At 36.5% G+C, this 21,191-nt stretch carries 17 protein-coding genes; 10 read left to right on the top strand and 7 right to left on the bottom strand.

All coding sequences use genetic code 11. The features are described from left to right. Together CUU59_RS04580 and CUU59_RS04570 are read left to right on the top strand one after the other, a co-directional pair. Positions 1-369 carry a metal-dependent transcriptional regulator gene (locus tag CUU59_RS04580; protein WP_099950815.1) on the top strand — a complete coding sequence of 123 codons (369 nt, stop codon included), beginning with the start codon at positions 1-3 and terminating at the stop codon, positions 367-369. A 578-nt stretch (positions 370-947) separates the two neighbouring features. Continuing rightward, entirely contained in the window at positions 948-5,840 is a 4,893-nt protein-coding gene (locus tag CUU59_RS04570) for a G5 domain-containing protein (RefSeq protein ID WP_245870552.1), read from the top strand. A gap of 274 nt (positions 5,841-6,114) precedes the next feature. Here the strand turns inward: CUU59_RS04570 and CUU59_RS04565 are convergent, their stop codons facing one another. The 7 genes from CUU59_RS04565 to CUU59_RS04535 all read right to left on the bottom strand — a co-directional run bounded on the left by CUU59_RS04565 (position 6,115) and on the right by CUU59_RS04535 (position 12,656). Continuing rightward, complete coding sequence (locus tag CUU59_RS04565) at positions 6,115-6,777, bottom strand: ABC transporter ATP-binding protein (RefSeq protein ID WP_099950814.1); 663 nt, start codon at positions 6,775-6,777, stop codon at positions 6,115-6,117. A 9-nt stretch (positions 6,778-6,786) separates the two neighbouring features. After that, positions 6,787-8,130, bottom strand: a complete 1,344-nt coding sequence (locus tag CUU59_RS04560; RefSeq protein ID WP_099950813.1) for an FtsX-like permease family protein — start codon at positions 8,128-8,130, stop codon at positions 6,787-6,789. A gap of 1 nt (position 8,131) precedes the next feature. Beyond that, positions 8,132-9,262 carry an FtsX-like permease family protein gene (locus CUU59_RS04555; RefSeq protein ID WP_099950812.1) on the bottom strand — a complete coding sequence of 377 codons (1,131 nt, stop codon included), beginning with the start codon at positions 9,260-9,262 and terminating at the stop codon, positions 8,132-8,134. Positions 9,263-9,322: 60 nt separating this feature from the next. After that, positions 9,323-9,679: a hypothetical protein gene (locus CUU59_RS04550; protein WP_099950811.1), complete on the bottom strand. Its 357-nt coding sequence runs from the start codon at positions 9,677-9,679 to the stop codon at positions 9,323-9,325. 116 nt (positions 9,680-9,795) lie between these two features. Then, on the bottom strand, positions 9,796-11,151 hold the full coding sequence (locus CUU59_RS04545) for an FtsX-like permease family protein (protein ID WP_099950810.1): 1,356 nt from the start codon (positions 11,149-11,151) through the stop codon (positions 9,796-9,798). A gap of 1 nt (position 11,152) precedes the next feature. Next, positions 11,153-12,286 carry an ABC transporter permease gene (locus CUU59_RS04540; RefSeq protein WP_169922857.1) on the bottom strand — a complete coding sequence of 378 codons (1,134 nt, stop codon included), beginning with the start codon at positions 12,284-12,286 and terminating at the stop codon, positions 11,153-11,155. A 97-nt stretch (positions 12,287-12,383) separates the two neighbouring features. Next, positions 12,384-12,656, bottom strand: a complete 273-nt coding sequence (locus CUU59_RS04535) for a DUF1294 domain-containing protein (protein ID WP_099950808.1) — start codon at positions 12,654-12,656, stop codon at positions 12,384-12,386. Positions 12,657-12,736: 80 nt separating this feature from the next. On the opposite strand from CUU59_RS04535, the gene CUU59_RS04530 reads away from it, so the two are divergent. The 8 genes from CUU59_RS04530 (at position 12,737) to rnmV (ending at position 21,190) form a co-directional block, all read left to right on the top strand. Beyond that, on the top strand, positions 12,737-13,792 hold the full coding sequence (locus CUU59_RS04530; RefSeq protein WP_099950807.1) for an ornithine cyclodeaminase family domain: 1,056 nt from the start codon (positions 12,737-12,739) through the stop codon (positions 13,790-13,792). Further along, positions 13,793-14,848 carry an ornithine cyclodeaminase family domain gene (locus CUU59_RS04525; protein ID WP_099950806.1) on the top strand — a complete coding sequence of 352 codons (1,056 nt, stop codon included), beginning with the start codon at positions 13,793-13,795 and terminating at the stop codon, positions 14,846-14,848. A 114-nt stretch (positions 14,849-14,962) separates the two neighbouring features. Next, positions 14,963-15,856, top strand: a complete 894-nt coding sequence (locus tag CUU59_RS04520; protein WP_099950805.1) for an ABC transporter ATP-binding protein — start codon at positions 14,963-14,965, stop codon at positions 15,854-15,856. A gap of 6 nt (positions 15,857-15,862) precedes the next feature. Then, positions 15,863-17,050 carry an ABC transporter permease gene (locus tag CUU59_RS04515; RefSeq protein WP_099950804.1) on the top strand — a complete coding sequence of 396 codons (1,188 nt, stop codon included), beginning with the start codon at positions 15,863-15,865 and terminating at the stop codon, positions 17,048-17,050. An 85-nt stretch (positions 17,051-17,135) separates the two neighbouring features. Beyond that, positions 17,136-17,957 carry an NAD(+)/NADH kinase gene (locus CUU59_RS04510; RefSeq protein ID WP_099950803.1) on the top strand — a complete coding sequence of 274 codons (822 nt, stop codon included), beginning with the start codon at positions 17,136-17,138 and terminating at the stop codon, positions 17,955-17,957. 34 nt (positions 17,958-17,991) lie between these two features. Beyond that, positions 17,992-19,884, top strand: a complete 1,893-nt coding sequence (gene metG / locus CUU59_RS04505; protein WP_099950802.1) for a methionine--tRNA ligase — start codon at positions 17,992-17,994, stop codon at positions 19,882-19,884. Next, the gene (locus CUU59_RS04500; protein ID WP_099950801.1) at positions 19,881-20,642 is read left to right on the top strand and encodes a TatD family hydrolase; all 762 of its coding nucleotides are present in this window, start codon (positions 19,881-19,883) and stop codon (positions 20,640-20,642) included. The genes metG and CUU59_RS04500 overlap by 4 nt, the downstream gene beginning before the upstream one ends. Continuing rightward, positions 20,639-21,190, top strand: coding sequence for a ribonuclease M5 (gene rnmV / locus CUU59_RS04495; RefSeq protein WP_099950800.1), 552 nt, complete (start codon positions 20,639-20,641; stop codon positions 21,188-21,190). The genes CUU59_RS04500 and rnmV overlap by 4 nt, the downstream gene beginning before the upstream one ends. Position 21,191 lies beyond the last annotated feature (1 nt).

Below are 21,191 nucleotides of genomic sequence, written 5' to 3'. Positions count from 1 at the left end.
ATGGCCAATGAATCCCAGGAGATGTATCTAAAGACCATTCTTTTGCTACATCTAAGAAACAAATCAGCCAGAAGTGTTGATGTTGCGAATGAATTGGGATATTCGAAAGCAAGTGTATCACGAGCAGTTGGTATATTAAAAGACGAAGATTATATCACAATTGAACAAGGAGGCACCCTGACATTTACAGATGAGGGCAGAAAAAAAGCTCTGGAAGTCTACGATAAATATATTTTTATTAAAGATGCTCTGATGATGATCGGTGTTGACGAAGAAACGGCTCATGAAGACGCTTGTAAGCTTGAGCATGTTTTGAGTGATAAATCGATTAAGAAAATAAAAGACTTAGTAATGAACAAAAGACGCTAGCGATAGCGTCTTTTTTCTTGGGCAAATATATTAGAGGAAACGATTGATATCAATATCTTGATGACAATTCCCGACTAATAAATCTTATAAAGATAATTTACTTAGAGCAGAAATTATCAACTAACAATACAAATTATCTCACTCATAAAACTTGAAAAAGAAAAAGTCTTGAGTTATAATATATGTAGACCTACAAGGTGCGTTATGTTTTTTAATTCAACCGACAAATTGTTTTAGGGAAACCTTATGTGTGCGTTTGGACAATATGCCTCTTCGTGTGGACATTGGATATTCGCACCAATTACCCACCTGTTCATGGCGGGTGTGAATTACAAGACGGACGGCCTATGTGGGCCACCCCATTGGGGTGTTTTTTTTATTGGGAATAATTTTTTTCAAGGGCAAAGTAATGTTTTATTTTGTCCTTTTTTTTAAAATAAAAAAACACAATTCCTTGCATACTCAAGTAATTGTAACCAAATTGTATTGTACAAAATCCGAACTATATGATATAATGTAAGAGTTGAAAAGGGATTTTTATAATAATTTATATAATTTTTAATAGGAAGGAGATCTATATGAATAGGAAACAAAATTCACAAAAAGACATAAACGAATACAAAATCGTCGTCCCTATGTCCAATGAGGCAGTAAACAAAATTAAATCAAATATTACTAAGTCAATCTTAGGGATCTCTATAGCTGGGGTTATGATTGCAGGTGGAGCCACACAAGTTAAGGCCGAAACTGTAGAAAATCCAACTGCTATAGTTGAAGAAGCAAAAGACGAAGAAATAGCACAATATGATCAAGCACTTGCAGCTGCTGTGGAAAATATATTGCCACAAAAAGATCAAGCTCTAAATTCAGACAATAAAGAAGAACTAGCTCTAAGTAGTGTCAATGGGACTAGTGAAGATGAAGGTCCTGCTGATGAAAGCCAGTCAGATGACTCAGAAAACAATGTAAATAATTCGTCTGATCCAGAAAATTCAACTGAAGGAAAAGATGGTATTACTCTAGATGAATTTATTAAAGATGACACTTTAGAGAATATTTTTAATCTAGATGCAAACGAAGCAGATGAAGAAGAAAAGCTAGAAACATCAGAAGAAAATCAAGCCCAAGTTCAAAAGGCAGGAGAAGAAGTTACTGAGCCTAATTATTCTGAAGATGAAGCAAAGATTAAAGACTATAATGAATCTGAACGTTATAGGGAAACAGACCTCCAACCGGGAGATACCAACCAAGAATTCTATAAGACTGATGAAAAAGAAGAAAAAGACGGTTTTAAATTTGAACTTAAAAACCCATCCGAAACATCACCAAGTAAGACTGAATATGGTTACCAAATCACCATAGACAAGAAGACTGGACAAAGAACCTATACTAGGATTTATGTTACAGATTCTGGACTTGTTCCAGCAGAATTAGGCGAAAAACCAATGATGGGTCAGGGAGATAAATTAACACCTGAATCCCCTGATGTAACATTTACGCCAGATGAAAAAGGAGAAATGACCGCTGGTGGAAGGCAAAGGAACTTTCACTATGAAGCTAGCGAAGATACCCTAAAGCATATCAATAATAATGAAAACGACTCTACTTCCTTTGGTATGAAGGATAATTACACAAAAGACAACCCAGGAGTGAAGTTTTTTGGAGGCAGCTTCACCTTAGATTACAAGGTAAATCCATGGCCAAATGAAAACGACAAGCTTGAGCTAATGAAACTAAGTGGGCAATACAATGATAAGGTATTTGTTCAAGGCCAAGATATCAACACTGGTGTCAAGGTAGACAATATCGATGACAATGCCAAGGAAAGGCTAGTCGGCCAAGTATACAATCCTATTAATGGCGATATCGTACCAGGGGCAAGTGCCTATATAGGAGATGATGGCAATATCCACGTTAAGTTGCCGGAAGGTGCCCTAAAGAAGGACGAAAATGGAAAAACTGTCATTAATGAAGACTCAATCTTCAATACACCTGATTACAAGGCTCTTCAAAATCTAGATGTTAAATTCTTTGCTCGTCCGAGAACAGCTGAAGAATTTAGAAATATAGCAAAAACACCAGATGAGTTTGGTGAAACAGGAAAATACACTGGCTCAGAAGCTGGTACTGCCGACATCAATCACAAGGGAACTAATGTCACAATCGATAAGCAAGGCATAGACCGTTACGACCACTATAACCTTATAGGTGGATTTAAGCTAAACCTAGATGATACAAGATACTATGACCAATCCTTTAAAGATGGTCACAAAGAGGACACATCTGAGAAGACTTATTCAAAGGTAAAACCAGGGGAAGCTTTCGATGTTGAGATGTACAAGCCGGAAAGTCCAAAACCAAATCAAAAGACTGCTGATGAAATGAACGAAGCAGATAAGAAGGGAGAAGCTTCCGGTAAGCTGATAATGGACTTTATCAACAAGGAAAATGAAGGCAAGGGAGCAGAAGACCAGTGGAAACTAGATGTTGATGAACACGATATTTCTAAGTTCACCATCACTCCACCGAAATCCGCCAAGGCAGGAGACTTTGTAGCCATACCAGTTGAATACACCTATACAAACGGCTCAACAGACACACACTGGTTCCACTTTGTTGTCCAAGAATCAGACTATATCAAGCCGGAATACGATGCCCAAGTTAACTTCCCGGTTAATAAACAAACATCAGAGGCAACAGTTGCACAAGATACTAAGAGAATTAAACCGGACCATTATACGCTTCCGGATACTCTAGAAACAGATGAGGCGGGTAATAAAATGGCTACAGATGATAAGGGTAACAAATGGACTGTAACTCTTGATGGGAAAACAGGTAAAGTAAGTGCTAAACCAGTAAATCCTTTAGACTTTAATGGTGGGGAAAAACTGACAGTCCCAGTAATTTCTCACTATGTAGATGAACAAAAACCAGGGGAAGATATAACTGAAGAAGCCAACGCCTACTTCGTCATTGAAGAAAAATCTAACATGACTCCTCGCTACAACGCCAAGGCTGGCAAGGCAGAAGATAAGCTTGTTTCAGATGTCATTCTTAACACTGAAGATAAATACAATAGAAGACCAGGCAAGTATACGCTTCCAGATACTCTAGATACAGATGAGGCTGGTAATAAATTCATTACAGATGATAAGGGTAATAAATGGCAAGTTACAATAGATGAAAAGACAGGTAAGGTAAGTGCAACAGTTCCAAATCCTAAGGAAGGCCAGTCAATTGACGGTGCACTTTTAAATATACCAGTAACAGCCCACTACTATGAGGAAGACAAAGACCAAAAACTAATTGAAGTTGGTATAAAAAGTACAGAAGTGCAATTTGTGGCTTATGGTACGAATGGAAAGGTTGAAAAGACTGAAGAAATTCCATTTGAAACAAAGGTTGAAAAAGATCCAAATCTTAAAAAGGGCGAAATCAAAGTCATCACCGAAGGTAAAAAAGGCTCTAAGAAAATAACCTATACTATTGAAGATTCAAAAATCGTAAAAGAAGAAGAACAAGAAATAGAAAAACCACAAATTAGAGAAATTCACGTTGGTGAAGGTGTAAATGACGGAACTCACAAGATTGAAGAAAAGGTTGAAGTAGGATTTGAAACTGAAATCCAATTTGATGATAGCCTTGCTCCTGGGGAAACCAAAGAAGTTCAAAAAGGTGAAGCCGGAGAAAAGAAGAGAGATATTACTCTTACAATAGAGGACGGAAATGTAACAAAGACTGAAACAGGTGAGTTTACTGAAACTAAGGCTCCTAAAAAGAGAATTATAAAATTAGGTAGAAACACCGAAGGCAAGGTAGAACACAAAGAGGAACTGCCATTCAAATATAAGGTAGAAGAAGTAGATACACTTAAAAAAGGCGAATACAAGATTGTAAAACCAGGCAAGGTCGGTACAAAAACAACAACCTGGATAATCAAAAATTCTAAAGTCGAAGGCGAGCCAACTGTCACAGAAGTTGCCGCAGAAGATGCTCTTATCCAAGTAGGTAAGGGAACTAACGAAGGTACTCATGAAATAGTTGAAAAGAAGGAACTTCCTTTTGAAACAAGATATGAGTATGATGACTCATTAGAACCAGGTGAAGAAAAAGTCGTCACCCCAGGCTCACCAGGAGAACAAGAAAGAACAAATACTCTTGTAATCAAAGATGGAAAAGTTGTTGAAACTAAAGAAGGCGAATTCAAGACAACTAAAGAGCCTCAAGAAAGATTAATTAAGATTGGTAGAAAATCATCTGAAGGTGAAACTACAAAGACTATTGAAAGAGAAATTCCTTACGAAACTAAGGTAATCTATGATGATACTCTTGAAGCTGGTTTCCAAAAGATTGAAAAAGAAGGAAAAGCAGGCAAGGAAGAAGTTACAATTACTCAAAAGATTAAGGACTCTAAGCCAGTTGGTAATCCGACAGAAACTACAAAAACTATTACAGAAAAAGAAGATAGGGTAGTAAGAATTGGTGTAAAACCAGTAGTTAAAGAAACTGAACTTGGACATGATACTGAGTACAGACATAATCCAGACCTAAAAGAAGGTGAAACAAATACAATCGAAGAAGGTTCTAAGGGATCTGTAAAATACACAACAACTTTCAACAAGGAAACTGGTAAGCTTGAAGTCAAAGAGGAAAGAACTGAGCCAAAGAACAAGGTTGTAGAATACGGTTCTAAGACTGACGGAGAATTCACTTATGAAAGCGAAAAAGCTTACGATATAATCATTAGAGAAAACCCAAATCTGGAATCTGGCAAGACTAATGTAATCCAAGAAGGTGTTGTTGGTAAAACTGAAACTACTGTAAAAATTGAAAACAGCAAGGAAGTATCTAGGGAAACTAAGACAATCACAGAAAAACAAGATAAGATTATTGAAGTCGGAACAAAGAATGTTTGTCCAATTCCTGGAGAAGATTCAAAAGATCCGGAAAAACAAGGCGAAGAAGATTCTCAAACTCCAGGTGGAGGAGATTCAGGAAATACTGACGAAAACCCAGACGAAAAACCAGATACACCAGATACACCTGAAGAGCCAGGCACACAAGATGAAGATAAACCAAACGAACCAGGCACACCAGGCACTGAAGAACCAGGTATAGAAGATCCAGAAAAGCCAGGCGAAGATGTTCCGTCTGAACAAGGTGAAGAAACACCTGAAGAACCAAGCGAAACAGGTGAAAAGAAACCATCCGAACCAGGAACAGAAGAGTCAGTAGAAAATGTTGAAAGCACTGAAGACATTTCTGAAACTGATGGCGAAGACAGTACAGGTAAAAAGAATAATCCTAATGAAATTAATGAAAGTGTTTCATCAGGTGCTAAGACATTGCCAAAGACTGGTGGTAGCCTTAATGCATCCTTGTATGGATATCTAATGGGCGTTTTAGGTTCAGGTTTCTTGGGACTAGGAGCTCTAAAAAAGAAAAAAGAAGATGAAGATGAAGAAAACTAAATTTAAATCGATTTTAAGTTTTATGTTTAACTTTTAATTCAAAGAAAGGGCAGCTGAGATGCTGCTCTTTTTGTATGTAAAATTCTTTTCAAATGCAAGCTATAAGTAAAATAAAAATGCAATATTATTTTCAAATCCCAGCCATCAGGAAAATGAAATTGCAATATTTTTTTCAAATCATGACTCAATTCACTAGCAATAAAAAATCGCAAATCTAAAATGATTTGCGATTAGTCTTAGATAAAATTTTTATTTAAATCGAGCTTATAATTACTTATGAAATAATTTTCCCATCTTCCATTTCTATTATCCTATCGGCTTCCTTGGCCAGGTCCATGTCGTGGGTTACCATTACAATGGTCGTTCCGTTTTTGTGAGCTTGGTGAAGGAGGTCGACGATTTCACGTGAGTTTTTTTGGTCCAGGTTACCTGTGGGTTCGTCTGCCAAAATTACCCGTGGTTCGTTGGCTATGGCTCTGGCAAAGGCGACCCTTTGTTTTTGTCCGCCGGATAATTCTGTGGGCTTTTTCCTCTTTTCCTTTTTGAGGCCAACGATTTCAAGCATGTCCTCGGCAACTACATCTCTTTCTCTCTTGCTAACGCCTCTATAGCCCAGCGGAACGGCAACATTTTCTATTAAATTGATTTCGTTTATTAGGTTAAAGGCTTGGAAGACAAAGCCAATTGTTTTATTTCTAAACTTGGCCAGATCCGCATCCTTTAATTTTCTGACGTCGACATCGTCGAAATAATATTCTCCGCTGGTGGCTTGGTCCATACCGCCCATAATATTTAAGAGGGTGGACTTACCACAGCCGCTCTTGCCAATAATGGCAACGAATTCGCCCTCGTCAATGTCCAGGTCGATTCCCTTTAAGGCCTGGGTTTCAACTATTGAGTCTGTGTATGTTTTGCATAGATTTCTGATTTTAATCATTTGGTCCTCCTATTCATTTTGCAAAATTTCTATTGGATTTAGCTTGCGTGTTGCCCTGATTGAGAGGGCAGATGATATTATTAGAATAATTACTGCTGCTAATATGAGTATTAAAAATGGTTCTACATTTGTATTTATATTTAAGCCCCTGTAGGCTTTGTATTTTTCAAAAAATCTCCTCTCAGCTATATCTCCGTACATATATGCAGCGGCGACTCCAACGACCATGCCATAAAAAATAAGGGCGGAGATCTCCATGAGGAGCTCTTTGATTTGGCCTTTGACGGTGGATCCGCAGGCCAGAGAAATGGCGATTTCTTTTTTGCGGCCTTGGTGGAGGAGCAGGAATATACCCGATGTGATAACCGATACTATGACTAGGAGCAAGATGCTTATAAGCAGGTACTTGGACATGGTTTGCTTTTTATATTCTATCCAAGCTTCATTGCTGGCCTTGGGATCGTCAATAGCAAAGTTGGCATTGGGGTATTTTGATTTTAAATAATCTATTGCCTGCCATACTTCTTCGGGAGCTTTTTCAAAATTTTTAATTGAAATTCTTGGTGCTATATTATTATAGAACTCTGCCATTTTTCTATTTTGCCAAGGCCTGATTATCTTATCTATTTCCTTAGCATATTCGACAGGTACAATAATCATATATTTTCCCTTTGGCTGGTTGGGCAGGAGAGATTCATTTTTGCCATTTTCGATTGTCTGAATGACGGGGCTGGTTATCAGCATTTTTTCTTTTGTAGGTGACGGCATATCTTGAAATTCAAACTCTTGGTCTAAAAACTTAATGGAATTTGCAGTAAAGTCTATATCCATGTCATTTAGTTCCAAGTAATGACCGCCCTTTGCACCAAAGCTAACTATGCCATCATCTATTGTAACTTGAGCTCTGGATTTTTGCAATTTGCTTAAAATCTCAACGACTTTTTTGGCTTCTTCACCTATATAAGCCGTTCCTGCTTGGGGACTGATACCAAAAGTCTCTTTCATCTCGTCATGGCTCATAAAGACCAAGGCGATTTTACCAGTTCTGCTATAGTCAAAATTCAAAGTAGCATTTACTGTGTAGTGGGATTTTGTGTTTTTAAATATATTTTCATTGATGTAAGTATAGTCGTCATAAGTTAAATACTCAACTGTATTTGGCCTAGCCATAATAGAAGTAGTTGAATCTTCGATGTATTTCATAGTAGAGTCTAATTCTTTTTTGTCTACTATATACTGTGAATATGAATAGAATAAGAGGGCAGAGCCCAGGGCTATTTCCAATACTAAAAATATATAGAGGGCTATCCTATGATACAATCTTAAATTTACACGATGTTTGGAATATTTCATTTTATCCTCCTATCATTTCGTTAATTGGCTCTGAGGTAATTTTTCTGGCTGCTAGGGCCCCGATTGCAAGAGCTAACAATATGTTTATAGCTAGCACAAAAATGTAAAGCCATTTATTTATGAAAATTGATGTCATGTAGGATAATTGATTGTAAAATATATTGATAGCTATAAAACTAATCAGGGTAGAGACAAGCATATATCCAAGGATTTCCAAAGTTGAATCCAGCCTTATATCTCTTGGACTGGCGCCCAGACTTAAGTGGATGCCGATATTTCGCTTCCGCCACTTAATAAGGCCAAAGTATAAGACTACAAGAGAAATTATAGACAGGATAAAGATTATAATTATTGGAATAATATCTTTTGAAACAGCATTCTCTACATAGTAATCCAAAAGTTCATTTCTATCCTTGTATTCTTCAACTCTTATATTACTTAGATTTGGAGCCTTGAAAATACGGTCTAGCTTGTGGGTTAGAGAGCTGATATCTCCCTGTGACAAATTTTTTATATACAAATGCAGAGCCATGCTAACATTTGCAAATAGGTCTTCGTAATTTTCTATTGACATAAATATGTAGTCAAAGCACTTGTATTCATCTACGATGGCACAAAGCTCAAAGTCTTTACCATTTATATTTACCATGTCCCCAACAAAGAGATTTAGCTTGTTAGCTAGAGATTCTATAAGGGCGATTGCATCCTCACTATAAATTTTATTGATGTCACCATCCAAGACTACAAAAGTATCATCAATAAAGTTATCTCCAAGCCCTGCTATTTGTAAATTCATTATATGCCCATTAATGGCAATGTTGGTCCCAGTTGACATAGCAAAATTGTAGTCATTGTCAAACTCATATGCCATAGCTTTTTGGACAAAGTCAGCAGTCAGTTTATTTTCAGTAGAATAGTTTCTGGAATAGGACAATCTGGCATAGACTTCGTCAGGATTATAAGAGACTTGATTTAAGTATGACCGATAGTTGATAGTGGCTAGAATCGTTGAGCTGGCCCAAGTTAAAATAAAAACAGATATAAGGATGGCACAAAAGATTGTCAGAGAAATCTGCTGGCTAGACCTTATATTTGTTTTTATTCGATTAAAATTAAATTCAAAATTTTTCATTGCAACTCCTTTTGTTTAATAAAAAAGAAGACTCCAAGCAAGTTCTATTTGATGATTAATTTAATATGTTCCGTGACACTCCATCCTATAGCTTTTAGCGTTATCTAACTTGCTATGTCCACAATTAGAGCACTTATAGTAATAATTTGCATCTGTACTATAATAATAGTCATAGCCATGTGGATAATGAGCACATTTACTATCGTAAGCAAATCTTTCAGTTTCACAAATGGTGTCGACAAGATCAAGCGCTCCATTACCACAAGCTTGGCATTGCCTAAATACACCACGAGAAATAATGGTTGGCTCATGACTGATAACATCAGTCGTTAACTGCATACTTTTTGCCATAGTAGGTGTTACTAAAAAAGAAACAACTGCTAATGTAATTAACAAAATTGATGTAAATTTCTTCATAATACCCCTCCTTTATATTATAGTATAGAACTTGCTTATGTCTTCTTAGTTCCATGTTACCCAAGTAAAATTATAAATAAACGAATATATATATTTGATAATTATATAAAGTTTTCTTATTCGTTTTGCAAAATTTCAATTGGATTTAGTTTTTTAATAGCTTTGATTATTAAAATGGAGCTGGTTAGCAAGATTATTAGTCCAGTTATCAGCAAGACTATAAAGGGTTCTATATTGGTAACAATGGTAGTGCCTGTCATATAATTGGTCTTGGCTATACTAATTTGTTCCACTATATCTCCGTACATATAGGCAAGGGCAACTCCCACAATCATTCCATATAATATCAATAGACCTATTTCCAAGATTAGCTCTTTGATTTGAGTTTTAATGGTCGATCCACAAGCTAGGGATATGGCAATTTCTTTTTTACGACTTTGAAGTAGGAGCAAAAATATACCTGATGTTATTAAGGATACAGTTGATAACAATAGGATACTTGTAAGCATATATTTGTACATGCTTTGCCTTTTTTCTTTTATCCATTTTTTATTTAAGGCTCTGGGGTCATCCAGATTGAAATTAGCCTCGGGATGTTTAGATTTTAAGTAATCTATGGCCTGCCAGATTTCTTCTGGACTTTCTTTAAAGTCTTTAACGACTATTCTTGGATCGATAGTTGTATATATTAAAGCTAGAGTTGGATGTTTCCAAGGCCTAATAATTTTATCTATATCTCTGGCATATTCAGCGGGTACGATAATCATAAAGCGACCTTCTGGCTGTATACTTTTACACATATCCTTGTGTACTTGATCTGATTTTAATTGTATGACGTCGCCAGTTGCTATGGCATTGTTTTTTGTATCTTCTGGCATATCTACAAATTCTAATTCTGTATCTAAATTTGGAAATTTAATAGAAGACTTTGTAAATTCTATATCCATATCATTTAATTCGTAGTAGTAACCCTTATCTGGGAAATAACCAACACTGTTACTATCAACTTCAAAATGTGGCCTTTTCTTTTTTAAACCAAGAATTTTCTGCAGCTCTTTTTTGGCCATTTCACCTATGTAGGCCTTGCCAGGTTCTTGATCAATGCCAAAAGTTTCCTTAAGCTCATCTGGGTCCATGAAAACCAGGGCAATATTAAAGCTATCATAACCAATTCCAAAATTCAGATTTGTATTGACAGTATATGAAGCTTGGGTGTTTTTAAAGATATTTTCTTTTAAATATAAGTAATCATCATAGGTTATATTTTTTGTTAAATTTGGGTTAGCCAAAATTGCAGATGTTGAGGCTTCGATATATCTATTAGTTTTATCATACTCTTTTTTATCAGCTATGAAGTGAGAATATGAATAAAACAAAAGGGCAGACCCTATTGCAATTTCAAGAATTAAAAATAGATATAGGACAATCCTATGGTATATTCTTAAATTCACTCGGTGTAATGAATATTTCATATTAACCTCCTATAATTTCAGTAATTGGCTTGGATGATATCTTTTTGGCTGAGAATATGCCTATGACTATTGATGTCAGTGCAGAAATAACTAGGACTAAGAGATAAAGGAGGGGTCCTTTATAGATACTAGAAATATAAGCCAAGTATTTATAAAAGATATTTATAATCAAAAAGCTTATAAGAGTTGAGGTAAACATATAGATAAAGACCTCTAGACTAGCATCCATAATAATATCTTTTTTCCTTGCGCCCAAGCTCATGTGTATGCCTATGTTTCTTTTTCTCCACCTGATTAATCCAAAATACAAGATAAATATGGCTATTATTGCCAAAACAAATACCATTATAATTGGGATGATTTCATCACTTATGGCTTTACTTATATAGTCATCAAGGACTTCGTACCTTTTATTTACATTTTCTACTTTAATATCCCAGAGATTTGGGTTTTTGAAAAGTCTATTAAGTTTGTGGACCAAAGAACTTCGCTCAAGTCCAGATAAATTATCTATGTATAAGTCCAGAATATTGTTTTGATTGTAAAATAATTTATCGTAATTTTCTAGACTCATAAAAATAGGGGTGAAACACTTGTACTCATCAACAATTGCTGCTAAAGTAAAATCACTCCCATTAATATTAACCTTATCGCCCAGAGATAATTTTAATTCTTCAGTCATAGATTTTTTAATAGCTATGGCATTTTCTGTATATATTTTATTCGGATCGCCAGAAAAAATTACAAAGCTATCGTCAATAAAGTTTTCGCTTATGCCAGTTATCTCACAAGCAATAATATCTCCGTTAATGGTGGCAGTTGGACCAGTGGAAATAGAAAAATTGTAGGGAGAATTGAAATTCTCATCCATAGTTTTCCTTATGTAAGAAATATCCATGGGATTATCATTAAAATTAAAAGAACCACTGAACATTAGTCTTGCACGGGTTTCGCTGTCCTTATAAGTTATTTTGTCAAGGTAGGTCCTGTGATTTACAGTTGCCAGTATTATTGAGCTGGCCCAGGTTAAAATAAAAACAGATATAAGGATGGCGCAGAAAATTGTCAGAGAAATCTGCCGGCTGGACCTTATATTTGTTCTTATTCGATTAAAATTAAATTCAAAATTGTTCATCATAACTCCTTTGCTTTATCAAAATAATTGCCCTCTTATTATGGCCTTACCCCATTCTATATATGAATAAACTTATATTTATATAAAAGGTAAAATTTTAATTGAGATTGACTCCATAGAGGGTGGCAATGGCGACTAATTGCAGGGCTGTCAATATGGGGATTAATAATAAAAATAAAGGCTTTTGAGTTTTGTGGCGAAAGATTTTCATTGATAATGTGGCGCCAACTCCTCCAAACAATAGGGCGAGTATAAATAAATTTTTCTCGCTTATCCTCCAACGGTTATTTATGGCTGCAAATTTATCATAGGCATAGACCGCAAAGCTAATAATATTCATTGTTATAATTAAATAAAATAAAGATTCCATATCTACCTCCAAATTAATTATACTTAAATGGTTTTGTTATTTCAAGATTTATGTTATAATTAAAACATTAGGAGGTAGATATGACAGTTTTTCCAGTAAGTAAGATTAAAAAGATTAATGAAGATGCTTATAAAAATGCGACTTTTAAAAAAGTGGAAAAAGACGGCTGCATGCCTGTTGGCGCTTATTTGACCAAACCTTATGTGGAATACATAAAGGTTGATGGAGAATTTAAGCTACCGACAAACCATTTTTTAAGGGGAGTTGTGGTTAATGATGGAGAATTAAAATGTGTTCAACCTAGGGACTTAAAGGTTGGGGACATGGTTTTGATTGGCGATTGCCCATGTGAAAAGTGCGGAATTTATAGGGCGGATGCCTTTAGTGATGATTTAGACGGCGGAAAAATGCCAATGTTTAAGGGTTCATCTGACGCTTATGAAAAACTTCTTGCTATGATGAAAGAAGTTAAGGCAAGGGGAGGCAAGATTGCCTGGGTACTTGGCCCTGCAGTTGTTTTTGACTACGATACTAGAAATGCACTTGCAAACTTGGTTGATGCAGGTTATGTTCAAGTTTTACTTGCAGGTAATGCCATGGCTACTCATGACCTTGAAGGGGGCTTTTTAAACACAGCTCTTGGACAAAATATTTATACTCAAGAGTCAGTTCCAAACGGCCACTACAATCACTTGGACTTGTTAAATGAAGCCAGACACTATGATTCTTTGAAGGCTTTTATTGATTCAGGCAAGGTTAAGGATGGTTTTATTAAAAAGTTAGTTGAAAAAGAAATGCCAATTGTTCTTTGCGGATCAATCAGAGATGACGGACCTCTACCAGAAGTTCGCCACAATGTTACTTGCGGACTAAATGCTATGCACGATGCCGTCAAGGATGCAGATATTATTATCACCCTGGCAACCCTCTTGCACTCAGTAAGTGCTACAGAAGTTGCTCCTTTGTATAGGGTTAAGGGTGATGAGATCTACGGAACTTATATTTGTTCTATTGACATCAGTGACTATGCAACAAATTCTGTGGTAAATGAAAGAGAAGGACAACTTGTAGATAGTATTGTTACTAACGTACAAGATTTTTGTGTAAATGTTAGAAATGCTTTAGTGGAGGAATAAATGGCTTATAATTTTCAAAAATATCAAGAACCAGATTGGAATCAAGAATTTTTAGTAAACGCCCCTAATTGCAAATATGTGGAAGCTCCTATGGACGGGGTTGCTCCAGATAACTATCATGCGCTTTCAATTTATCCTGAATACTTTAAGATAGATGGCAATTGGGTTTTGGCAGTTGAAAGTAGGATGGATACTTGTCCTATTATCACCAGCCCAACCAGCGTTGAAATCATTGAATTTAGAAATCTAAAAAAAGGCGACAAGGTTATTGTTGGTAGGACAGAAGATGCCAGCGAAGGAATTTATATGTACACCAAGGGCTTTGCCACAGGTGGAGAATGCGGAGATACTTTTGCCTTTAGAACTGGCAGAAGCCGTGAGACTGCTTACTCAAAAGACTATGATGAGCTCTATGAAATCATGAAATATGTTAAATCATTTAATGAGCCAATTACTTGGGTTATTGGACCATCACTTGTAAATGATAAACGCGCTTCAAAGGCTTTTGAAAGCCTGATCAAAAAGGGTTATGTAGATGCAATTTTAACAGGGGATACTTTTGCGACTGTTGATATTACAAAAAATCTTTTTGAAAACTCAGACAGAGATTTTGATTCACTAAAATATGATGCAGTAAGCACCATTAGACAAGCTGGATCAATCAAGGATGCAGTTGACCAAGGTGTTTTAAAGAGTGGTATCATGTACACAATGGTTAAGGAAAACAAGGACTTTGTACTTGCAGCAAGCATCAGAGACCCATACACAATGCCAGAGACCATCGACAATGTATATGAAGCTCAAAACAAAATGCGCACACACACCAGAAAAACTGGCATGCTCATTTGTCTATCAACAGTACTTCATACAATTGCATCAGGAAATATGACCCCATCCTACAATGAATTTGATGGAGAAATCAGACCTGTATTTATTTACTCAATCGACTTGCAAGAGTTCTCTGTAAATAAATTATCAGACCGTGGTACCCTAGAAGTAAAGACTATGGTTACAAATATCCACGACTTTGTTTGTCATATCGACCGCAATCTGTAAATATAGATTTATTTTAGCCAGGGCTTTTGCCTTGGCTTTTTTTACATAAATTTATAATAATCTTTGCTTTAAAATACAAATCTATGGTATAATGAACTTGTGTTAGGAGGTAATATGGAATTAAAATTAATTGATATAGATAAATCCTATGGCAAAAACCATGTATTAAAGGGAATTAGTTTTAATGTTGAGAGCGGCCGGCCGCTTGCCTTTTTAGGTAGGAACGGTGCTGGCAAGTCCACAACAATTAAAATACTTATGGGAGTTATTTCCAAAGATGGAGGCAAAATTACTCTAAACGGGGAAGATTTTTCAGCTAAGAATTTTAAGATTGGTTATCTGCCAGAGGAAAGAGGCATGTACCAAAAGGTTAAAATTTTAGAGCAGCTGGTTTATTTTGCAAAGTTAAAGGGCTATGATCCTCATGCAGCAAAAAAATCTGCCCTTGAACTTTTGGACCGCGTTGGCCTGGAAGAATATGCCAACAAAAAATTGGAAGTTTTAAGTAAGGGTAACCAACAAAAAGTTCAAATCGCCCAATCGCTGATCGGTGATCCAGAGATTATTATTATGGACGAACCTTTTTCTGGCCTTGACCCTATTAATTCAAACTTGCTTCGCGATTTGATTTTAGAAAGGGCAGGCAAGGATAAGCTCATGTTTTTTTCTTCTCATCAAATGGGTTATGTAGATGAAATTTGCGATGACCTAGCTATATTAAACGGCGGTAGGGTTGTGGTTAATGGATCAATTGATGGACTCAAAAGGAAGATAGCCGGCAATAATGTCTACATTGATCTATTAAATGTGGACAATGTTGGTGTGGCCAGAGACTTGAATGAAAAAGGTTTTGTTACATCTATCAAAGACGAAAAGATAATTGTAGACCTGACAGACAAGAATCAGGCAGAACTTTTGAATGCTATAAATGAAATGGGTCTAAAGATTGATAACTACGGAATCTTTAAGCCGACATTATCGGATATATTTGTAGAGTATGCGAGGTAAACAAAGATGTTAACAGTATTTAATTTTGAATTTTTAAACGCAGTGAGAAAAAAAGCCTTTATAATTTCTATGGCTATTATGTTTTTGTTTACAATTTTGTTTTCTTTTGTGCCAAAGCTAGTGGCCAAATTTTCTTCAGGGGACAATAAGCCAATAGGAGTTTATTCTGATTTAGACTATATTGACGAGGATGCCTTGGCAGGTGCTTACGAGTCTGAATTTGTAAAGTACGATGACCCAGATAAGATGGAGGGGGACTTAAAGAAAAATGATTTGGATGCTGCAATTTTAATCAAAGGTGACCAAAGAAAATTAATTATGAAATCGTCCTCAATGGGGTCTATGAATAAATATGAAAACTTGGCGGAGATTGCTACAAATATTGAAAAGCAAAAAGAGTTAAGCGACATGGGAGTTGATTCAGCTATTACAGAAAAGTTCTTGGAATCCAATTACTATGAGCCAGTTAGTTTGGAAACTGACGGAGCTAAAAACTTTTGGCTGGTCTACATCGCTTTATTTGTATTGTATTTCCTTATAATGATGTTTTCAAATCAAGTTGCAATGAGTATAGCTCGGGAAAAATCAGATAGAACTATGGAGCTTTTGATAACAGCTGCCAAGCCATCTGATTTAATTTGTGGTAAGGTCGCTGCCTATGGATTGGTGGGAGTGATTTCACTATTAGTACTTTATGGTGGCATGATTATCGGCACAAAATTTGGCGGAGAAACTGCCATGGAAATTGTTGAGTCCTTAAACTTGACTCAGCTAATTAAGGTGGATCAGATTATAGTTACCTTTGTATTTTTTATCCTGGGTTATGTTTTATATCTCTTTATGATGGCAGCTGCTGCTAGCTTGGTCAGCAAGATCGAAGATGTCAACACAGCTATCCAACCACTTACAATGGTATTTGTAATTTCATTTTTCGTTTCATATTTTGGAATGATGAATCCAGGGATTGTTTTAAAAGTTGCAAGCTTCGTTCCATTTTCATCACCATTCGCTATGATTGCCAGGTATGGGGTGGAAACTGTTCCTGTAATCGAAGTTATTATTTCTGCAGCAATTCTATTTGTAAGTACAGTTTTGATTGCGAAGTTCTCAATCAAAGTCTACAAGCTGGGAAGTTTTAACTATGGAACCAAGGTCAATTTCTTTAAAAGTTTATTTAAAGCTATTAAAGATTGATAGAAATTAAAATTTTAAGCAAGGAAGAGCCTTCGGGCTCTTTTTTTATTTGATAAAAACTGCTATAATATGTATAGGAGTAAATATGAAAAAAATTTGTATATATTTAAATGAATACCCAGCGAGTATAGAAGTTGCAAAAGAACTTGAAGAAAGATTTCATGCACTCGGCATTGAGACAGTGAGGCATGACATAAATTCGAATGCTATATTCGAGGGTCAAGTTGATTTTAATATTGTAGTCGGTGGCGACGGAACTTTTTTAAAGGCGGTCACCCTATCAAATTATTCTAAGAAGCCTTTTATTGGTATCAATACAGGCGGTCTTGGATTTTTTCAAGAGGTTAAGAGGCACGAGCTGGCGAGCTTGGTCCACCATATAACTGTTGGCAAGTACACCACAAATCCAACTCGGCTTTTAAAGTGTACAGCTTACAGGACTGACGGGTCCAGCGAAGAATACTTGTGCGTCAATGAAGTTTTGGTCAAGGGACTTAATTCAAAAGTTCTCCACATGGATGTAATGATTGGGGATAATTTCCTGGAAAGATTTTCCGGCGACGGCTTAATTATTTCTACATCAATTGGGAGCACGGCCTACAATTTCTCGGTTGGTGGAGCTGTTGTTTATCCGGCTTTTGAAATTATGCAGCTAAGTCCACTGGCGCCAATATCAAGTGCCAGCTACAGGTCGCTTTTAAACTCGGTTATAATGCCGGGGCGTTTTGAAGTTATTTTATCGCCTGAAACCAAGTATGAAAAAGGCATAATGATCGTCCAAGACGGGACTGAACACTTGATTGAAAATATAGATAGGATAGTAACGACTATGTCAGATGTATTTATAAATCGCTTGCACATAGACGAAGACAGTTACTGGAGCAATTTGAGAGATAAATTTATTTAAGATTTTATAGATAAGAGAGTTTTTAGGAGGGAATATGAGTAAATATTATTTAACAACACCAATTTATTATCCCAATGGCAACTTGCACATTGGTCATACTTATACAACTATTGTTGCAGATGTAATCAAAAGATACAGACAGCTCAAGGGCGATGAAGTATTTTTTGTAACTGGCACAGACGAGCACGGGGAAAAGATTGCAACAACTGCTGAGAAGGCAGGCGTGACTCCAAAGGAATTTACAGACGGCATTGTAGCTTCAGCCAAGAAACTATGGTCCGATTTGGGAATCAATTACGACTGCTTCAGAAGGACAACTGATGAAGAACATATAAAGGCTGTCCAAGAAATTTGGCAAAAACTCGTGGATAACGACGATATTTATAAGGCTAAGTACAAGGGATTATATTGCGTGCCTTGTGAATCATTCTTCACTGAAGCACAAACCAACGATGGCAAGTGTCCAGACTGTGGACGTGAATTGCAAGAACGCGAAGAAGAAAGCTATTTCTTTAGATTAAGTAAATATAAGGACAAGATTCTCGAATGGTACAAGACCGCTGACATTGAACCAAAGAGTGCCATGAACGAAATGGCCAACAACTTTGTAAATGATTTGGAGGACTTGTCTGTTAGTCGGTCATCAATCTCATGGGGCGTACCAGTTCCAGGCGATGAAAAGCACGTTATATATGTATGGATTGACGCTCTTAGCTGTTATCTAACAGGTATTGGCTATGGATTTGATGAAGAGCTCTTCAATAAATTTTATCCGGCCGACCTTCATTTGGTTGGCAAGGAAATTTTGCGTTTCCACATTGTAATTTGGCCAGCACTCTTGATGGCTCTTGGTCTGGAATTACCTAAAAAGGTTATAGCCCACGGATGGATTTTATTCGACGGAGACAAGATGAGCAAGTCAAAGGGCAATGTATATTATCCAGAGCCAATTATCCAAGCCCTTGGCAGGGATGTATTAAAATACTTTATCCTTAGAGAATTTTCCTTTGGTAGCGACGGCAACTTTAGCATTGACAAGCTAGTTCAAAGATACAATTCAGACTTGGTAAATGACTTGGGCAACCTGGTAAGTAGGACCCTGTCAATGATTGAAAAATACTTCGATGGAATTATACCTGAGCCAAATGAATACAATGACTTGGATAAGGAAGTTCTAGAGCAAATTAAAATTTCATCCGATAAATTCTACAAGCAAATGGATGATTTTAAATTTAATTTTGCCCTTGAAGATGTATTTGTACTAATCAGAAGGGCTAACAAATATATTGATGAAACCGAACCATGGAAGCTGGCCAAGGAAGACAAAGAAAGGCTAAAGACAGTCCTATATGTCCTCTGCGAATGTATAGTCGCAGCTGCAGAACTCTTGAGCCCAGTTCTTGAAGACACTTCCAAGGAAATTTATAAAAAATTCAGTTTAACTGATAAAATTAAGGTAAAACCGGGCCTAAAAGTTGCCAAGGGCAAGAACTTATTTGACCGTGCTGATGACGATAAAATTGATGAAATTATTAATTTAAATAATGAACTCGCTGAATCCAGAAAAATAAAATCAGCGGCTGATACAAAGGTTGAAACAAAACCACAAATCGAATTTTCTGATTTTGAGAAATGCGATTTCAGGGTTGGACAAGTAAAATCAGTTGAAAACCATCCAAATGCAGACAAGCTTTATGTATTAAAGGTCGACATTGGCGGGGAAGAAAGGACGATTGTAAGCGGACTTAAAGACCATTATAAGCCAGAGGAAATCATTGGCAAGAAGCTGGCAATGATTGTAAACTTAAAGCCAGTAAACCTACGCGGAGTTGAAAGCAACGGTATGATCTTGGCTGCAGAAAGCGGAGATGCACTCTCACTCTTGAGGGCAGATAGGGATATTGATCCAGGTGCAAAGATAAGATGAGTTTGTTTATAGATAGCCACACCCACTTGGACGACCCAGCTTTTGACGAGGACAGGGACCAGATAATTAAAAATTTTAAAGACGATGGCGTTTTGTTCGCAGTTAATGCGTCAAGTGATTTGAAATCTTCTTATAGCTCTGTAGAGCTTACAAAGTACGAAAATATTTACGCTGTTGTGGGCGTCCATCCACATGAGGCCAAGGATTTTAAAGAGGAAGATATAATAGAATACAAAAAGATGCTCGAAAATCCAAAGGTAGTAGCCATTGGTGAATGCGGACTTGATTATCATTATGATTTGTCCGATAGGGAAACCCAGAAAAAAGTTTTTGAACGCTTTATAGATTTTGCAAATGAAGTTAATTATCCGCTTGTAATCCACACTAGGGAGGCGACCAAGGACACGATAGATATGCTAAAGGCCATGCGCAAGGGCAAGACCCTGATCCACTGTTTTACTGCCCCCGTTGAAGTGGCTAGGGAATATTTGGACATGGGTTACTATTTATCAATAGGTGGGGCCGTGACTTTTAAGAATGCTAAGCATGTTGTGGACTCAGTAAAGTACGCGCCGCTCGATAGACTCCTTTTGGAAACGGATGCTCCTTATATGACGCCAGTGCCATTTAGGGGAAAGCGCAATGAGCCTAAATATATTTCTTATGTAGTAAAGAGAATTGCAGAATTAAAATGCATCTCACCTGAGGAAGTCATAGAGCAAACCACAAAAAATGCTAGGGAATTTTATAATATATGATCAAGGAAATTATAATAGTTGAAGGCAAGGACGATATAACCAAAGTTAAACAGGCTGTAGATGCAGATGTAATAGCAACAGGTGGTATTCATATTTCCAAATCTAAAATGAATGAAATTGTTGAGATTACAAAAAATCGAGGAGCCATTATCTTAACAGATCCCGACTCTCCAGGCGAAACTATCAGAAGAAAGCTCAAAGAGAATTTAAAGTGTCCGATAAAAGACGCTTATATAAGTCAGAGGGATGGGGTAAAAAATGGCGATGTTGGCATTGAAAATGCCAGCGCAGATGTTATAAGAAAGGCAATTGAGTCAGCCAATCCTATAGTCCAAACACAAGAAAAGATTTATGATAGTAAATTTTTGTTTGAACATGGATTTACAGGTTTGGATAATTCCAAATATTTAAGAGAAAAGGTTAGTGAAAAGCTCGGCATAGGCAAGCCCAATGCCAAGGAATTTATCAACAGATTAAATTCATTTGCCATTGACGAAGAAAAAGTTTTACAGGCCATTAGAGAAGTTAAAGACGAAGGGAGAAAATAAT

The sequence above is a fragment of the Ezakiella peruensis genome, from assembly GCF_900215725.1.
Taxonomy (GTDB): Bacteria; Bacillota; Clostridia; order Tissierellales; family Peptoniphilaceae; genus Ezakiella; species Ezakiella peruensis.
The sequence above is the reverse complement of the archived record's forward strand: the minus strand, read 5'-3'. Positions and strand labels throughout refer to the sequence as shown.